The 17,387-nt window shown below is 70.1% G+C and carries 13 protein-coding genes; 7 read left to right on the top strand and 6 right to left on the bottom strand.

Annotation, left to right across the window (positions count from 1 at the left end):
- From VH969_RS29335 to VH969_RS29355, 5 genes are all read left to right on the top strand, one after another.
- The coding region (locus VH969_RS29335) for an SRPBCC family protein (protein WP_331980106.1) at positions 1 to 220 on the top strand (220 nt) is incomplete at its 5' end.
- Between the two features lie 296 nt (positions 221 to 516).
- Positions 517 to 1,158: a hypothetical protein gene (locus tag VH969_RS29340; RefSeq protein WP_331980108.1), complete on the top strand. Its 642-nt coding sequence runs from the start codon at positions 517 to 519 to the stop codon at positions 1,156 to 1,158.
- A 99-nt stretch (positions 1,159 to 1,257) separates the two neighbouring features.
- Positions 1,258 to 2,616: a pyridoxal phosphate-dependent decarboxylase family protein gene (locus tag VH969_RS29345; RefSeq protein ID WP_331980110.1), complete on the top strand. Its 1,359-nt coding sequence runs from the start codon at positions 1,258 to 1,260 to the stop codon at positions 2,614 to 2,616.
- A complete protein-coding gene (locus VH969_RS29350) occupies positions 2,606 to 3,430 on the top strand; it encodes a putative RNA methyltransferase (RefSeq protein ID WP_331980112.1) in 825 nt (274 codons plus the stop codon). The genes VH969_RS29345 and VH969_RS29350 overlap by 11 nt, the downstream gene beginning before the upstream one ends.
- On the top strand, positions 3,430 to 4,683 hold the full coding sequence (locus VH969_RS29355; protein ID WP_331980114.1) for a Gfo/Idh/MocA family protein: 1,254 nt from the start codon (positions 3,430 to 3,432) through the stop codon (positions 4,681 to 4,683). The genes VH969_RS29350 and VH969_RS29355 overlap by 1 nt, the downstream gene beginning before the upstream one ends.
- 79 nt (positions 4,684 to 4,762) lie before the next feature.
- On the opposite strand, the gene VH969_RS29360 is transcribed toward VH969_RS29355, so the two are convergent.
- From VH969_RS29360 to VH969_RS29375, 4 genes are all read right to left on the bottom strand, one after another.
- Complete coding sequence (locus VH969_RS29360) at positions 4,763 to 6,289, bottom strand: beta-N-acetylhexosaminidase (RefSeq protein WP_331980128.1); 1,527 nt, start codon at positions 6,287 to 6,289, stop codon at positions 4,763 to 4,765.
- 128 nt (positions 6,290 to 6,417) lie between these two features.
- Complete coding sequence (locus VH969_RS29365; RefSeq protein WP_331980116.1) at positions 6,418 to 7,248, bottom strand: carbohydrate ABC transporter permease; 831 nt, start codon at positions 7,246 to 7,248, stop codon at positions 6,418 to 6,420.
- Positions 7,245 to 8,222, bottom strand: a complete 978-nt coding sequence (locus tag VH969_RS29370) for a carbohydrate ABC transporter permease (RefSeq protein WP_331980118.1) — start codon at positions 8,220 to 8,222, stop codon at positions 7,245 to 7,247. The genes VH969_RS29365 and VH969_RS29370 overlap by 4 nt, the downstream gene beginning before the upstream one ends.
- Before the next feature lie 11 nt (positions 8,223 to 8,233).
- Positions 8,234 to 9,523 (bottom strand): extracellular solute-binding protein, encoded by a 1,290-nt coding sequence (locus VH969_RS29375; protein WP_331980120.1) that lies wholly within the window; start codon positions 9,521 to 9,523, stop codon positions 8,234 to 8,236.
- Between the two features lie 672 nt (positions 9,524 to 10,195).
- On the opposite strand from VH969_RS29375, the gene lpdA reads away from it, so the two are divergent.
- Positions 10,196 to 11,575, top strand: a complete 1,380-nt coding sequence (gene lpdA, locus VH969_RS29380; protein WP_331980122.1) for a dihydrolipoyl dehydrogenase — start codon at positions 10,196 to 10,198, stop codon at positions 11,573 to 11,575.
- 73 nt (positions 11,576 to 11,648) lie between these two features.
- Here the strand turns inward: lpdA and VH969_RS29385 are convergent, their stop codons facing one another.
- Positions 11,649 to 13,529: a propionyl-CoA synthetase gene (locus VH969_RS29385; protein ID WP_331980124.1), complete on the bottom strand. Its 1,881-nt coding sequence runs from the start codon at positions 13,527 to 13,529 to the stop codon at positions 11,649 to 11,651.
- A 107-nt stretch (positions 13,530 to 13,636) separates the two neighbouring features.
- Between VH969_RS29385 and VH969_RS29390 the strand changes: the two genes are divergently transcribed.
- Positions 13,637 to 15,406, top strand: a complete 1,770-nt coding sequence (locus VH969_RS29390; protein WP_331980126.1) for a serine/threonine-protein kinase — start codon at positions 13,637 to 13,639, stop codon at positions 15,404 to 15,406.
- A gap of 239 nt (positions 15,407 to 15,645) precedes the next feature.
- Here VH969_RS29390 and VH969_RS29395 read toward each other — a convergent pair whose 3' ends face one another.
- Positions 15,646 to 17,208, bottom strand: a complete 1,563-nt coding sequence (locus tag VH969_RS29395) for a dolichyl-phosphate-mannose--protein mannosyltransferase (RefSeq protein ID WP_414638633.1) — start codon at positions 17,206 to 17,208, stop codon at positions 15,646 to 15,648.
- Between the last annotated feature and the right edge of the window lie 179 nt (positions 17,209 to 17,387).

Genomic DNA, 17,387 nt, shown 5'->3' on the forward strand with positions numbered 1-17,387 from the left:
CGCGCAGGATCGGCAGTTCAGGTACAACCACCTGGACGGCCTGCCCGTGCGCGACTACCGCGGCGTGGTCGACCTGGTACCGAAGGACGCGGGCACGGAAATCACGTGGACGGTCAGCTTCGGGGCGAAGTACCCGGGCACTGGCTGGATGTTGCAACGCGCATTCGCCCGGTTCGTGCAGCAGTGCGTGAATGGCCTGGCGAAGCACGCGTCCGCCTGACCGCCTCAGCTCCTGGCTGATTGATCTTTTTCAGGCGGTTCTCGGAGTTGCACGGGCTCAAGGCCATCGATTGTCCGTGCGTCGATCGACGGTTCGCACATCAACGCCGCCGCTGCGCAGCTGAGGCCGCGGCGTTGTTGGCAGGTCGCGACATACTCAGAGTTTGCCTGCTGCGCAAGAAAAGGCCCTGCGTCAGTGGTCAGTTGATCAGGTGATAAGAATTCCCGGTTCAGTTGGCAACCCCCACTCCCGGAGTTCCTATGAATCGGTTTTCCACTGTCAGCCGTTCCCTGATCGTGGCGTCGATTGCCACCGGTTTCCTGATCGGGCTCACCTCGTTCGCCGCCGCCAGCCCTCCCAACCGGACGCCCGTGTCCGGTGACGATCGCGCCACCGCCCACGCGGGCAACGTCGTCGCGGCGGACTGTGCCGAGTTGTTCCCGGGCAGTAGTGCCGTCGCTCAGGGCGACATCGACTTCTCAGGAGGTGACAACACCGACGGCGTCGACATCACCGGCGTGCCGGAAGGTGTCCAGATCGTGGGCGTGGTCGTCAAGGGCGGTCCGGCCTACAACGTGTACGCCGACCTCGACGACCTGCCGTGGCACGGTCTGCACGCACCCCTCGTGCCGAGCGGCAAGCCGGCGGCCGTGAGCCACTGGTTCGTCTGTGGCACGGGCAAGTCGGAGACGTCGACCCCGCCCACCGAGGAGTCACCCACGGACACCCCGACGACCTCGCCGTCGGAAGGTGCGGGCCCGGGCAGTGGCGGAGCCACCGAGACGAGCACGTCCGAGGACGTCTCGAACGCCGCCGAGCAGGAGGAACTGGCCGAAACCGGCGTCGAGACCGGTCCACTCCTCGCGCTCGGGGTCGCCCTGCTGCTGGGCGGTTGCGCGCTCGTGCTGGTGATGCGGGGACGGGGCGCCCGCCGCTGACGCACGACGGACACTGACGACGGACACTGACGAAGGACGCCTCGGAGCGGGAGGCGTCCTTCGTCGCGTTCGGGGCCGGACGCATGCGATTGTGAGGGCATGACGGATCTTTCCGGGTGGTTGCGGCAGGGCGTCGAAGCCGTCGAGGCGTGGCAGCGGAGCTTCGCGGACTATCCGGCGCACCCGTGCCAGCAGGTCGATCCCGATCGGTTCCGCGCGGCGTTCGCCGAGCTGACCGGGCGGCTCACGGAAAACTACCCGTTCTTCCATCCCGACTACGCGGGCCAGATGCTCAAGCCGCCACATCCGGTGGCGGTCGCCGGGTACCTGACCGCGATGCTCGTCAACCCGAACAACCACGCGCAGGACGGCGGCCCGGCCACCGCGAAGATGGAGCGGGAGGCCGTCGCCGCGCTGGCGAACATGTTCGGCTTCGACACGCACCTGGGGCACCTCACCGGTGGCGGCACCGTAGCGAACCTCGAGGCGTTGTTCGTCGCGCGGGAGTCCCATCCGGGCAAGGGCGTCGCGTTCAGTGCGGAGAGTCACTACACGCACGCGCGCATGTGCCATGTGCTCGGCATGCCGGGCTACACCGTCCCGGTCGACGCGGCCGGCCGGATGGACCTCGGCGCGCTCGAGGACTTGCTGCGGAACGAGGACATCGGCACGGTCGTCGTCACCGCCGGGACCACCGGGCTCGGCGCCGTCGACCCGATCCACGACGCCCTGGCACTGAAGGACGAGTACGGCATCCGGTTGCATGTGGACGCCGCGTACGGTGGCTTCTTCACGCTCCTCGGCGAGGAGGAGTCCGTCGACACCCGGCCGTGGCGGGCGATCGCCGGGTGCGACTCGGTGGTCGTCGACCCGCACAAGCACGGCTTGCAGCCCTACGGTTGCGGCGCGGTCGTCTTCGCCGACCCGGAGGTGGCGCGCTTCTACCACCACGACTCGCCGTACACCTATTTCACCGACGCCGACTTGCACCTCGGCGAGATCAGCCTGGAGTGCTCGCGCGCGGGCGCCGCCGCGGCCGCGCTGTGGCTGACGTTCCAGGTGATCCCGCCGACGCGGGACGGGCTCGGCAGGTACCTGGCCGCCGGCCGGCGGGCCGCGCTCGGCTGGGCGGAGCTGCTGGCGGACTCGCCGCACCTGGAGCTGTACCAGCAACCCGAACTGGACATCGTCAGCTACTTCCCGCGCCGGGACAGCCTGTCGGCGATCGACGCGGCCAGCGCGCGGGTGATGACCGACGGCATGCGCGCCGGGCGGGACCCGGTGTTCCTGTCGGTGCTGAAGGTGAGCGCGGCGGACTTCGCGCGCCGGCATCCGGCCGTGAAGGCGGATGTGGACGGTGCGCGCCTGCTGCGCAGCGTGCTGATGAAGCCGGAGTCGGAGGCACGCGTCGACCGGCTCCACCGGCGGGTGGAGGCGCTGGCCGACGATGCTGGCTGACGTCCTGCCCTTCCTGGAGTGCCCGCACTGCCACGCCGACCTGACGCCGGCGGGGCCGGCCGTGCGGTGCGCGGAGGGGCACGGGTTCGACGTCGCGCGGCAGGGTTACGTGAGCCTCCTGTCCGGCAAGGCATCGGTGGCCGGTGACAGCGCGGACATGGTCGCCGCCCGTGCCGCGTTCCTCGACGCCGGCCACTACGCGCCGATCAGGCGAGCGGTCGCCGGCGCGGCAGGGACCGCGGGCGGCTGCGTCGCCGACCTCGGCGCCGGCACCGGGCACTACCTCGCTGCCGTGCTCGACGCCGAGCCGGATCGGGTCGGCCTCGCACTGGAGATCTCGAAGCCGGCGCTGCGGCGGGCGGCCCGCGCGCACCCGCGGCTGGGTGCGGTCGGCTGTGACGCGTGGGGCAGGCTGCCGGTGCGGGACGGCGCGATCTCGATCGCGCTCAACGTGTTCGCGCCGCGCAACCCGCCCGAGCTGGACCGGATCCTCGCGCCGGACGGCGTGCTGGTCGTGGTCGCGCCGACCACCGACCACCTCGCCGGCCTGGTCGCCGACCTCGGCCTGCTGACGGTGGCGCCGGACAAGGCCCATCGGATCGCCGAGCAGCTGGCGCCGGCGTTCCTGCCGTCCACTCAGGACGTGTGCGAGTTCGAGCTCGCCCTGTCGCACGGGGACGTGCTGTCGCTGGTGGGCATGGGGCCGAGCGCGTGGCACATTGGACGGGAGGCGTCGGGGGAGCGCGTGGCCGCGCTGCCCGAGCCGGTGCGGACCACCGCGTCGGTTGTCGTGACGGCTTTTCGGAGGGCGTGATGGACCGGCCGGTGACGTTCGCGATGGTGGGTGCCGGGCAGCGGGGTTTCACGTACGGCGAGTGGCTCGCGGCGCATCCGGAGCGCGCACGGGTGCTCGCGGTCGCGGAGCCGCGCACGCACCAGCGCGACGCCTTCGCGCGCTTCCACGGGATCCCGCCGGAGCGTGCGTTCGCGTCGTGGCAGGAGCTGGCCGCGGCACCCCGGCTCGCCGACGCGGCGATCGTGACCACGCAGGACTCGGATCACGTCGGACCCGCGGTCACGTTGGCGGACAACGAATATCACCTGATGGTGGAGAAGCCTCTCGCGCCCACGGAGGCGGAGTGCGCGGAGCTGGTACGCGCGGTGACCGATGCGGGCGTGCTGTTCGCGGTTTGCCACGTGTTGCGGTACCGCCCGTACACCCGGCTGGTGAAGGGGTTGCTCGACGGGGGCCGGATCGGCGACGTCGTCAGCGTGCAGCACCTGGAGCCGGTGGGGCACTGGCACTACGCGCACTCGTATGTGCGCGGCAACTGGCGGCGGAGCGACAAGGCGTCGTTCATGCTGCTGGCGAAGTCCGGGCACGACATCGACTGGCTGCGGCACATCGTCGGCCGGCCGATCGAGCGGGTGTCGAGCTTCGGCTCGCTGACGCACTTCCGCCGCGAGAACCAGCCCGCGGCCGCGGCGGACCGATGCGTGTCGTGCGCGCTCGAGCCGGACTGCGCGTACTCCGCGCCGCGGCTGTACCTGGGCATGCTGCGCGCGGGTCGCACGGGCTGGCCGGTCAGCGTGATCACCGACGAGATCACCGAGGACGGCGTCCGCACGGCATTGCGCGACGGCCCGTACGGCCGGTGCGTGTACGCCGCCGACAACGACGTCGTCGACCACCAGGTGGTGGCGATGGAGTTCGGCGGCGGGGTGACCGCGACGTTCACGATGACGGCGTTCACCCCGCACCAGGACCGGCGCACGCAGATCTTCGGCACGCACGGCTACCTGGACGGCAACGGCGAGCAGGTGACGCTGCACGACTTCGTGACCGGCGAGGTGTCGGTGCACGACATCCCGAGCGAGGGGCTGGACGCGGCAGCCGGCCACGGCGGCGGCGACGCGGGCCTGCTGGACGCCTTCACCACGGCGGTGGCGACCGGCGACGCGTCGCACATCCTGTCCGGCCCGGCGGAGTCCCTGGAGTCACACCGCGCGGTGTTCGCCGCCGAGCGGGCAAGGCTGACGGGCACCGTCCAGACGCTGCCACGCTGAGCGCGACGGTAGGCGGCCGAATGGACAAAGGCCCATCGCCGGGTGGGTGCGACCCGGCGATGGGCCTGCGCCCAGGCCTCTACTCAGGCCAGGGGATCTGCGGGGATCGGTAGAAGTCGATGCCCAGTTCGGTCCACCGCGGCGCCTGCGCCGCGAGCCGCGTGCGGAACGACTCCCAGTCGTGCGTCGACCATGGTGACCAGCCCAGCTCGGCGTACGCCGGCAGCCGCGGGAACGCCATGAACTCGATGTGGTCGCTGTTCTCCAGCGTCTCCGACCACAGCGGCGCCTGGACGCCCAGCACCGCCGACTCCGGCACGCCCTGCAGGTAGTTGCCCGGGTCCCAGCCGTACGCGACGTCGACCTCGATGAAGCCCGCCCACGACAGGCCGAGCGGGGTGTTCTCGTCGTACTTCATGTCCATGTAGGCCTTGTTCGCCGGGGACATGACGACCTTGTTGCCCCGCGCGACCGCCTCGGCGACGAGGTCGTTCTGCGGCGTGGTGCCCCAGTACTGCGGCACCGCCGACACGGACGGTGTCGCCTTGAGCAGGTCGTGCCAGCCGGACACCTTCTTGCCCAGCGCCTCGGCCATCGGCAGCACGCGCTGGAAGAACTTGACGTAGTCCGGCTCGGTCGTCGCGTGCGCCTCGTCGCCGCCGAGGTGCAGGTACTCGCCCGGCGTCAGGGCCGCGAGCTCGCGCAGCACGTCACCCAGGAACCGGTAGGTGATCTCCTTGTCGATGCACAGCGAGCTGAACCCGACTTCGATCCCGGTGTACAGCGGCGGCGCCACGCCGTCGCAGTTGAGCTCCGCGTACGACGCCAGCGCGGCGTTCGTGTGTCCCGGCATGTCGATCTCCGGGATGATCGTGATCTGGCGCTCGGCCGCGTACCGCACGATGTCGCGGTACTGGTCCTGCGTGTAGTAGCCGCCGGGACCGCCGCCGACCTCGGTCGAGCCGCCGTACGTCGCGAGCCGCGGCCAGCTCTTGATCTCGATCCGCCAGCCCTGGTCGTCGGCGAGGTGCAGGTGCAGCGTGTTGATCTTGTACAGCGCGATCTGGTCGATGTACCGCTTGACCTCGTCGGGCGAGAAGAAGTGCCGCGCGACGTCCAGCATCGCGCCGCGGTGCGCGAACCGCGGGTAGTCGACGATCTTCCCGGCCGGCACCGTCCACGGACCCCGCTGCACCGACCGGCTCTCCACCTGCGCGGGCAGCAGCTGGCGCAGCGTCTGCACGCCGGCGAACAGGCCCCGCGCGGTCCGCGCCTTGATCTCGACGCCCCGGCCGGACGCCATGAGCTCGTAGCCCTCGTCACCGAGCCGCGAGCCGACCTTGCCCAGCTCCAGCGAGATGTCGCCCTTCCGGTCGGTGACCGGCAGCCGGTAACCGGTCGAGGGCCGCAGCACGTGCGCGAGGTACTCGCCGACCCCGCGGGCGCCGTGGTCGGCGTGGATGGCGGCGTCCGACTCGAGCCGGAACGCGCCGCCGTGGCGGTCAGGTTCGACCGACACGGGAGCCGGTATCACCTGGGTCATGCGCGACTCCTTGACGTCGTTGCGGTCGGGGGCTGCGGACGACGGCACGGCCGCACCGAGCATCGCGAGCGCTGCGACGGCCAGGACAGTCGTCGCGCGTCTGGGGGCAGGGAGCCTGGACACGGGTCCTCCTGGAGCCGAGGGGACAGGACAACCAGGTATAGACCACGCATGGTCCAGACCACAACCCGTCAGCCCTTGAGCGCGCCCGCCGTCGCCCCCGACACCAGCTTCCGTTGCACGATCATGAAGAACACCAGTGCCGGCAGCGCGTAGAGCACCGACGCCGCCATGATGCCGCCCCAGTCCGTGCCGAACACGGTCTTGAACGTCGACAGCCACACCGGCAGCGTCTGCTTGTCCGAGTCCCGCATGAAGACCAGCGCGTACAGGAACTCGTTCCACGCCGTGATGAACGCGAACACCGACGTCGCCACGAGGCCCGGCCCGAGCAGCGGCAGCACCACCCGGCGGAACGCGCCGAACCGGCCGCAGCCGTCGACCATCGCCGCCTCCTCGAGCTCGAACGGGATGCCCGACACGAACCCGCGCAGCGTCCACACCGTGAACGGCAGCGTGATCGCGAAGTACACGAGCAGCAGCGACGGCAGCTTGTTGAGCAGCCCGGCGTCCTGCATGAGCAGGAACATCGGGATGAACAACGCCTCGATCGGCGCCATCTGCGCGATCAGCACCAGCAGCAGGAAGCCCTTGCGGCCGGCGAAGCGCAGCCGCGCCAGCGGGAACGCCGCCAGCACGCCCGCGACCAGCGCGCACGCCACCGCGCCGAGCGTGACGATCAGGCTGTTCGTCAGGTGCACGGTGAAGCCGGGTTTCGCGATGGCGCTCGCGAAGTTGTCGAGCGTGACCGAGTGCGGGACCAGGTCGTAGGCCGGGCTCAGCAGGTCGGCCGACGGCTTGACCGCGCTCGTGATCATCCAGTAGGTGGGGAACACGAACAGCAGGGCGACGAGCACGCCGACCGCGTTGAGCGCTATCCGCTGCGTCCGGGTCTTCCTCACGACACATCAGCCTCCCGGGAGCGCAGCAGCAGCTGCAGGTAGCGGGCGGTGAGCACGAGCAGGACGATGATCATCAGCACGGCGATCGCCGACGCGACGCCGAAGTGCCGGCCGGCGATGCCCTTCAGGTACAGCAGCAGCGGCAGCGTCGTGCTCTCGCCGTCCGGACCGCCCTGCCGGATCGCCCAGACCTGCGCGAAGACCTTGAAGTCCCAGATCACCGACAGGAACGTGGCCAGCGTGACCAGCGCGCGGATGGCCGGCCAGGACACCGTGGCGAACGACTGCCACGCGCTCGCGCCGTCGATGGCGGCCGCCTCGTAGAGCTCCCTGGGCGCGGCCAGCAGCCCGGCGTAGATCGTGAAGCACACGAACGGCACGGCCTGCCAGACGATCAGCAGCCCGATGACGGTCAGCGTGCTGGCGCCGGAGGAGAACCACGAGAACCCGGCGAACGAGTCGAAGCCGAGCTTGACCAGGGTCTTGTTGAGGATCCCGTACTGCTGATCGAAGATCCACTGGAACACCGTGGTGGTGGCGAGGATCGGGGTGGCCCACGCGAGCACGAGGCACACCTGGATCGCGACGCGGACCGTGGTCGACACGTGCCGCATGAGGATCGCGATCAGCAGGCCGGCGAGCACCGTGGCGGCGACGCACGCGGCCGTGAAGAGGACCGTCCGCAGCGTGATCGCCCAGACCTCGGGGTCGGCGAGCACGGCCCGGTAGTTGTCGAACCCCACCCAGACGATCTCGCCGCGGACGAGCTCACCCAGGTCGAGCTTGCGGAAGCTTATGCCGACCACCTGGATCGCGGGCCAGCCGAGCAGCACCAGCATGGTGATGACTGCGGGCGCGAGCAGGAGGTACGGGACGGCGCGCTCCCCGAGACCGGCCCGGCGGGCCCGGCCGGCGCGCGGCGGTGCCGGCGGGGATGAGCCCGCCGGCGCCGTGATCTGCGCGGTCTGCGTCATCGAGACCGACATCAGCCGCTGAAGGCGGCGTCCAGCGCCTTGTTGGCGTCAGCGGTCGCGGTGTCGATGTCCTTCGCGCCGGTCAGGTAGGCGGTCAGCATGTCCTTGAGCGGGTTCTGGCCGGCCTCGATGGTCGCCCACTTCGGCGTGGCCGGGACGGACTTGCCGTTCTTCGAGGCGTCCGCCATCGCCTTGCTCACCGGGTTCGCGTCGAGCGCCGAGAGGTCGGTGGACGCGCCGGGCACCATGCCGGCCTCGGCGAACTGCGACTGGTACTTCTCGCTGAGGATCAGCGCCAGGTACGCCTTGGCCAGGTCGGCGTTCTTGCTGTTCACCGGGACGGCCAGGTTCGAGCCGCCCTGGAAGACCGGCGCGGTCTCGCCCGCGTTCCTGGACGGGATTGGGAAGGCGGACGTCTTCTCCTTGATGGCGGCGTTGTTCTTGGCCGCTGTGTCGACCTCCCACGGCAGCGCGATCATCATCGCGACCTTGCCCTGGCCGTAGATGCCGGCCTGCTCGGGGTTCTGCTCGTCGTTGTCCTTGGGCGCGGTGGTGCCGGACGCGTCGACCAGCTGCTTGTAGAACTCGAGGCCGGCCTTGGCCTGGTCGCTGTCGACCGTGGCCGTGAAGTCGTTGCCGCTCTTCTCGGCGATGTCGCCGCCCTCGTCATAGATGAAGGACAGCAGGGCATACCAGTTCTGGCCCGGCAGGTAGAGCGGTTGGAACTGCTTGTCCTTGCCGAACTTCGCCTTGAGCTTGCCGATGGCGGCGAGCCACTCGGCACGGGAGGTCGGTGGGGTGACGCCGGCCTGCTGGAACATGTCTGTGCGGTAGATGACCATGCGGTTCGCGGCGTAGAACGGGGTCGAGTACTGCTTGCCGTCCCACTCGCCGCTCGCCTTGAGGCTGGCGAGCCACTGGCCGCCGTTGAGCTTGTCCACGTCCTTGCTGAGATCGGTGAGCACGCCCTCGGACGCGAAGGCGGGCGCCTGGGTGTTGCCGAGCTCGATGACGTCCGGCGGGTTCTGGCTGGCCAGGGCGGTGGTGAGCTTGTCCTGGATGCCGTTCCACTCCTGGACCTCGTACTTGACGGTGACGCCGTCGTGCTTCTGCTCGAACTCCTTGTTGAGCGCGTCGGTGAGGGTCGCCGGCGCGGAGCCGTTCATCAGCCACACGGTGAGGGTGCGGGGCTGGCCCGCCTTCTGTTCGTTGCTGCTGTCGGTGCCACCCGAGCCGGCACAGCCCGCGGTAGCCAGTGCGATGGCGGCCGCGCCGACCATCAGCTTCGTCCAGCGCTTCACTTCTCTGCCGTCCCTTCCGCGCCCGGCGTCCGCGCCGAGCCGACACCAGTGGTTTAGACCGAATGGTTCAGACCTAGTGGTATAGACCAATGGGAGAACTTTGGGCCTGTCCGGTGCCGGTGTCAAGACGCTTGCGAAAGACGTTGTAAAACGGGTCTGAAATCCAGGCGCGGCAAGGGTTTGCGGCCAACTTCTCACCTGAGTGTGCGCCGGTTGGGGAACTTCTCACGTCTCGGGTGGACGGCCGGCTGGTGGCGACTTGCCGACCGTTCGGCGGAGTGGTCGAACCAATCGGAGCAGAATGGTCGAACCAATCCGCCGCGGGACGCGCTCATGAGAGGCTGCTCGTGGCGTGAGGCGCCCGGAGCCGGCGCACCATTGCACCGGACTGGGGAGCGGGACGGTCCGGCGCGTGAAATGGAGGCTCATGGCAGCCTGCCGCAGAGAGCCGAGGCAGTCGGAAGGCCGCCGACCGGCGAAGAAAGTCCCGCCCGACGGGAACCCGCTCCGGCCCCGTGGATGGCGTCCCCCACCCTCTCCGGGGGCACCCCTCTGACGCCAGTCTATCGGTGAGGGGTGACAGGGCGGGCGATGTCGATCTTGCCTGTGGATAACCCCGGGGTTGTGGACAACTCACGAGCCCGACCGCGAAGTCGGATTAGGGTGGACGGCGTGAGCACACATTTCAACGTCGTCGTCCTTGGTGCCGGACCCGGTGGGTACGTCGCGGCCGTGCGCGCGGCCCAGCTCGGCCTGTCCGTCGCCGTCGTGGAGGAGAAGTACTGGGGCGGGGTGTGCCTCAACGTCGGCTGCATCCCGTCGAAGGCGCTGCTCCGCAACGCCGAGCTCGCGTACATCTTCAACAACGAGCAGAAGACGTTCGGCATCGAGGGCCAGGTCACGTTCGACTACGGCGTCGCCCACGCGCGCAGCCGCACGGTGGCCGACGGGCGCGTCAAGGGCGTGCACTACCTGATGAAGAAGAACTCGATCACCGAGTTCACCGGGCGCGGCACGTTCACCGGGGCGAACAGCCTGGAAGTCAACGGCGAGACGATCACGTTCGACAACTGCATCATCGCCGCCGGCGCGCGCACCAAGCTGCTGCCCGGCACGCGGCTCTCCGAGCGCGTGGTCACCTACGAGGAGCAGATCCTCACCCCCGAGCTGCCCGGCAGCATGATCATCGCCGGCGCGGGGGCCATCGGCGTCGAGTTCGCCTATGTGCTCGCCAACTACGGCGTCGACGTCACGATCGTCGAGTTCCTCGACCGGCTCGTCCCGCTCGAGGACGTCGAGGTCTCCAAGGAGCTCGCCCGCCACTACCGCAAGCTCGGCGTCACCGCGCTGACCTCCACAAAGGTCGAGTCGATCGACGACTCCGGCGAGCAGGTCACCGTCGAGGTGTCCGCGAACGGCGAGCGCAAGACCCTCAAGGCCGACAAGGTCCTGCAGGCGATCGGCTTCCAGCCGAACATCGAGGGCTACGGTCTCGAGACCGCAGGCGTCAAGACCACCGACCGCGGCGCGATCGAGGTCGACGGGTTCTGCCGCACGAACGTCGAGAACATCTTCGCGATCGGCGACGTCACCGCGAAGCTCATGCTGGCCCACGCGGCCGAGGCCATGGGCATCGTCGCCGCGGAGACGATCGGCGGGGCGGAGACCATGGAGCTCGACTACCGCATGATCCCGCGGGCCACGTACTGCCAGCCGCAGATCGCCAGCTTCGGCTACACCGAGGAGCAGGCGCGCGAAGCCGGCTTCGACGTCAAGGTCGCCAAGTTCCCGTTCACGGCCAACGGCAAGTCCCACGGCCTCGGCGACGCACGCGGCTTCGTCAAGCTGCTGTCGGACGCCAGGTACGGCGAGCTGCTCGGCGGCCACCTCATCGGCCCGGACGTCACCGAACTGCTGCCCGAGCTGACCCTCGCGCAGCAGTGGGACCTGACGGTGCACGAGGTCGCACGCAACATCCATGCCCACCCGACGCTGGGCGAAGCGGTGAAGGAGGCGATCCACGGGCTGGCCGGGCACATGATCAACCTCTGACGCGTGCCGGGGCCGCCGTCCGCGGAGGGGTATGCCGAGGACGGTCCGCCGGCCGCGTGCTCGGCCGCCGAGGCTAGGCGCCGCCGCGGAGGATGGGGCGCAGGGCGTCCAGGACCTTCGGGTCCTCGATGGTCGACGGGACCGGCTCGTCCCGGCCGTCGGCTATGCCGCGCATCGTCTTGCGCAGGATCTTGCCCGACCGCGTCTTCGGCAGGCCGTCCACAACGGACACGTCGCGGAAGGCGGCCACCGGGCCGATCTCCTTGCGTACCGCGGCCACCAGCTCGTCGCGCAGGGTGTCCGCCGAGATCTCCACGCCGGCCTTGAGCACCACGAAACCGCGCGGCAGCTGGCCCTTCAGCGAGTCCCGCACGCCGATCACCGCGCACTCGGCCACCGCCGGGTGCGCGGCCAGCACGGCCTCCATCGAGCCGGTCGACAGGCGGTGGCCGGCGACGTTGATGACGTCGTCGGTGCGGCCCATGACGTAGACGTAGCCGTCCTCGTCGACGTAGCCGCCGTCGCCGGTCAGGTAGTAGCCGTCGTAGCGCGCCAGGTACGACTCGATGTACCGGGCGTCGTCGCCCCACAGGGTCGGGAGCGTGCCGGGCGGCAGCGGCAGCCGGATCGCGATCGCGCCGTCCTCGCCGCGGGGGAGCTCCTCGCCCGAGACGTCGAGGATCCGCACGTCGTAGCCCGGCACCGGCACGCTCGGCGAGCCGGCCTTGATCGGCATCGGCTCGAGGCCGCGCAGGTTCGCGCAGATCGGCCAGCCCGTCTCGGTCTGCCACCAGTGGTCGACGACCGGCACCCCGAGCTTGTCCGAAGCCCAGTGGTACGTCTCCGGGTCCAGCCGCTCGCCGGCCAGGAACAGCGTCCGGAACTTCGACAGGTCGTACTTGCCGATCTGCTCGCCGGACGGGTCGACCCGCTTGATCGCCCGGAACGCGGTCGGCGCGGTGAAGAGCGCCTTCGCGCCGTGCTCGGCGATGACCCGCCAGAACGCGCCCGCGTCCGGCGTGCCGACCGGCTTGCCCTCGTACAGCACGGTCGTGGCGCCGACGATCAGCGGCGCGTACACGATGTAGGAGTGCCCGACGACCCAGCCGACGTCAGAGGCGGTCCAGAAGACGTCGCCGGGCTGGATGTCGTAGATGTTGGTCAGCGACCAGGCCAGCGCGACAGCGTGGCCGCCGTTGTCGCGCACGACGCCCTTCGGCTTCCCGGTCGTGCCGGAGGTGTAGAGGATGTAGAGCGGGTCGGTGGCGGCGACCGGTACGCAGTCGGCCGGCTTCGCGGTCGCCATCGCCTCGGTCCAGTCGACGTCCCGCTCGCCGAGCGTCGCGGTTGCCTGCTCGCGCTGCAGCACCACCACGGAGTCCGGCTGGTGGGTCGACAGCGTCAGCGCCTCGTCGATGATCGGCTTGTACTCGACGACCCGGGTCGGCTCGATCCCGCAGGACGCGGCCACGATCACCTTGGGCTTGGCGTCGTCGACGCGGGTGGACAGCTCGCGCGGCGCGAACCCGCCGAAGACGACCGAGTGCACCGCGCCCAGCCGCGCGCAGGCGAGCATCGCGACGACCGCCTGCGGCACCATCGGCATGTAGATGATCACCCGGTCGCCCTTGCCGACACCCAGCCCGGCGAGCACGCCCGCGAACGTGGCGACCTCGTCGCGGAGCTCACGATAGGTGTACGTCGCCTTGCTCCCGGTGACCGGCGAGTCGTAGACCAGGGCCGGCTGGTCCGCACGGCCGCTCTCGACGTGCCGGTCGAGGGCGTTGTGGCACGTGTTCAGTTCCCCGTCGGGGAACCACCGGAAGAGCGGCGCGTCCTTGTCGTCGAGGGCTTTGGTCGGCGGCTTAGTCCAGTCCAGGCCGGCGGCGGCCGTGAGCCAGAACCCCTCCGGGTCCTCGAGGCTCTGCCGGTACGCATCGTGGTAGGAGCCCATAGTCGGAACCTAGTCCGTGGCATACCCCAGCGAAACGGTCACGGCTCGACATAGGGTGGATCCGTGGCGGCGTGGGTCTGGTCTCATGGGCAGCGGGAGGGAGGGGCGTGGACTTCCTGATCAACCTGGGCAGCTCGCTGCTGTCGTTCGCATACAGCTTCTTCAACCCCGGCTTCTGCCCGGGTCGTTGGGTGTGGGCGACGATCGGCGCCGGCATGATCATCGGGCTGCTGCCTGCCCTCGGCTCGCTGCTGGTCGCGCTCGTGCGCAAGGGGACCGGCAACACCTACAACGCCGCCACGGTCTCGGTCTTCGCGGTGACCGGCGGGTTCTTCTCGTTCCTGATGCCGCTGCTGTTCGCGGTCGGCCTCTCCGAGGTCTTCGTCAACGTCGCCCGCAACACGCCGAGCGGGCTGACGCCGGGCCAGGTGCAGGCCGTCAAGCAGGAGTTCTGCGGGTGGGTCGGACCGCAGGACAAGTTCCTCGGCCACGGTGCCCGGGTGTACGAGGTGCTCTTCTACCCGAGGGAGGGCACCGGCCTGCTGTTGCTGCGGCTCATGCTGCTCGTGATCCTGCCGGCGATCGGGCTGCTGTTCATCTGGCTGCAGGCGCGGGCGGCGATGCGCCGCGGGCCGCGGTGGCCTGGGCGGCTGCTGTGGCTGCCGTTCATCGGGATGGTCCTGCTGACCGCGTCGATGACGGCGAACTCGGCGGGCGCGATGTGGCTCGGGTTCGTGCCGATGACCGTGCTGGGAATGATCCCGGTGCTCGTGGTCGGGCCGCCGAGCTGGTCGGTGATCGAGCGGGCGTACCAGAAACCGCCGCCGTACCAGCCGCCGCAGCAGCACCGACAGCAGCCGCCGCCCTATCAGCCACCGCCGCAGCAGCAACCGGCGCGGATGCCACCGCCTCCGCCGCCCCAGCACCGGGAGCCCGAGCCGGACCGGGCCGCGCTCGCGAAGCTGGCGGCGGATCCTGGTCCGCTGCCGTTCGGCGGCGGACCGCCGAAGGCGCCGACCGGCCTGTGGCAGAACCACGGCGGCCGGTTCCAGAAGGTCAAGCCGCTCGGCCAGGGCGGGTTCGGCACGGTGTGGCTCGCGCGGGACACGCAGCTCGACCGGACGGTCGCGGTGAAGCTCGCGCACGCGCCGGACGCCGAGACCGAGGCGCGGATGCTGCGTGAGGCGCGGGCGCTCGCGGCGGTGCACCATCCGAACTGCGTGCGGGTGTACGACATCGTGTCGGACGCCGACGGGCTGGGCATCGTGATGGAGTACATCGAGGGTCAGCAGCTGGCCGACAGCGTGCACGCCGGCGGGGCGCTGTCGGACGTGCAGGCCGCGCGCCTGTGGGTCACGATGGCCGGCGCGCTGTCCGCGGCGCACGCGAAGGGCGTGCTGCACCGCGACGTGAAGCCGGCGAACGTGATCATCGACCCGGACGGCTTCGCGCACCTGATCGACTTCGGCATCGCGCGCTCGAAGGGCGACTCGACGCTGACCGCGGCGGGCATGATGGTCGGCACGCCGGACTTCCTCGCGCCGGAGACCGCGGGCGGCTCCCCGGCCACGCCGGCGTCGGACGCGTGGCAACTGGCGGCGACGGTGAGCTTCGCGCTGACCGGCGCGCCGCCGAGAGGCGTCCGCGACAACGCGATGGCGGCCCTGATGGCGGCGGCGCGGTCGGAGCCGCTGAGCCGGCTGCCGCGGCAGAGCGCGCACCTGCGCCTGCTGACCGCGTCACTCGACGCGGACCCGGGCCGCCGCCCGACGCTGGCCGCGGTGGCGCGGGAGATGAGCGGATGGCTGGCACGTGCGGGCCAGGCCGAGGAGGGGCCGGTCACGAAGATCGTGCACAGCACGCGCCCACTGAAGTGACGTTCCGGTGGTCGTGCGCGGGCGGCGGCTCGCGGGCAGGTCGAGGAGTGCAGCCGGCGGGCGCGCGGACCCCGTACAACCGGGCGGTTCCGCGCACGCGCCACCGCGAGAACGTCGCCCCGTGGATGGCGGCCCCCACCCTCTCCGGGGGACCGCCCCGACATCAATTCTACCGGTGACCACTGACAATCACGGGGAGCAAGATCCACTTGTGGACAGCTCGAAAGGCTGTGGACAAGTCAGCGCCACGAGGGGAGCCACAGCTCCGCGTCCCAGTGGCCCTGCGTTATCGAGTCGCCGTTCAGGATGGGCCACAGCCATACGAAGTTCGCCACGACCAGGCCCACGTACAGGGCCACCACGAACAGGCCCGTGCCCCGCCGCTCGTACCCGACCGATGCCGTCCCCATGATCTGGCCAAGCACCAACACCAAGCCCAGCACGAGGAACGCCGCCATCGGGGTCGCGTAGAAGTAGTACATCTGGCGGTCGAGGTTGGTGAACCACGGGAGCAGGCCCGCCAGGTACGCGACGACCACCGCGGCGTAGCGCCAGTCCAGGCGGCCGATCATCCGCCACAGGCCCCAGCCCAGCATCGGCAGCGACAGCCACCACATGGCCGGCGTACCGACCAGCATGGTCGCCGAGACACACCGATCCTCGCCGCAGGTGATCGTGTTCGCGTCGTAGTAGTAGAGCATCGGGCGCAGGCCCATCGGCCATGTCCACGGCTTCGACTCCCACGGATGCTGGTCCCGTGCGGGCGTCACCAGATGCTCGTGGAAGTCCAGCACGTTCCCCGAGTACTGCCACAGCGACCGCAGCGACTGGGGCAGGAAGTCGTACCAACCGTGGTGCACGGACGCGTCCGCGAGATGCCGGTCGACACCGGTCTCCGACGCGAACCAGCCCCACCACGTCGACAGGTACACCAGCAGCGGCACCGCCACGAGCGCCCACAGGCCCGGGAGCACGTCGCGAACCAGCGCACCCTTCCACGGCGACTCGACTCCGGCCGCCCGCCGCGCGGTCGCGTCCCAGATCACCGTGAGAAGCCCGAACGCCATCAGGAAGAAGATCCCCGACCACTTCGACCCGCACGCGAGCCCCAGCGACACCCCGCCGAGGAACCGCCACCAGCGCATCCCGAGCCGCGGACCGAACCGCGACGACGTCGCCCAGCCCTCGCGCACGGTCAGCGCCAGCCGCGCGCGCACCTGGTCCCGGTCGAGCAGCAGGCAACCGAACGCCAGCAGCACGAAGAACGCCAGGAAGATGTCCAGCATCCCCATCCGGCTCTGCACGTGCGACAGCCCGTCGCAGATCAGCAGCACGCCCGCGATCCCGCCGAGCAGCGTCGAGCGGGTCAGCCGCCGCGCGATCCGCACGATCATGAGGATCATCAGCGACCCGCACAGCGCGGCGGTGAACCGCCAGCCCCAGCCGTTGTAGCCGAAGAGCCACTCGCTGACCGCGATCAGCTCCTTGCCGAGCGGCGGGTGCACGGTCAGCTCGTACGCCGGGTTGTCCTCGTACCCGCCGTTGCGCAGGAACTCCCACGCCTGCGGCACGTAGTGCTTCTCGTCGAAGACGGGAGTGCCTCGGTCGGTCGGGAAGCCCAGGTTCTGCAGCCGCACGAAGCCGCCGAGCACCGCCAGGAAGCCGGCCACGAGCCAGCCGCGCAGCCGGTCGGCCGGCATCGGCTTGCCGATCAGGTGAACCTCGGCCAGGTCGGCCTCGGACATCGCGCGGTCGCCCGAGATCGCGGGCGACTCGGGCGGCCTGGTGTCGAGAAGGCTCACGGCAGCAGATCGTAGGCGGCGCCGGGTGCGGTTCGTGTCGGGTTCGCACTCGTCGCGCGGCAACAGTCGGTTCCGACTATCGTGAAGCTCGTTGGGCACGGGTATACGCATCGGCAGGGGCCCTGTTGCCGGTGTGGGCGGCCGTGAGTGTTCACTGGAACGGATGGTGAACACTCACG

Origin of the sequence: Actinophytocola sp., assembly GCF_036555685.1 — a bacterium.
In the GTDB taxonomy this organism is placed as follows: Bacteria; Actinomycetota; Actinomycetes; order Mycobacteriales; family Pseudonocardiaceae; genus Actinophytocola.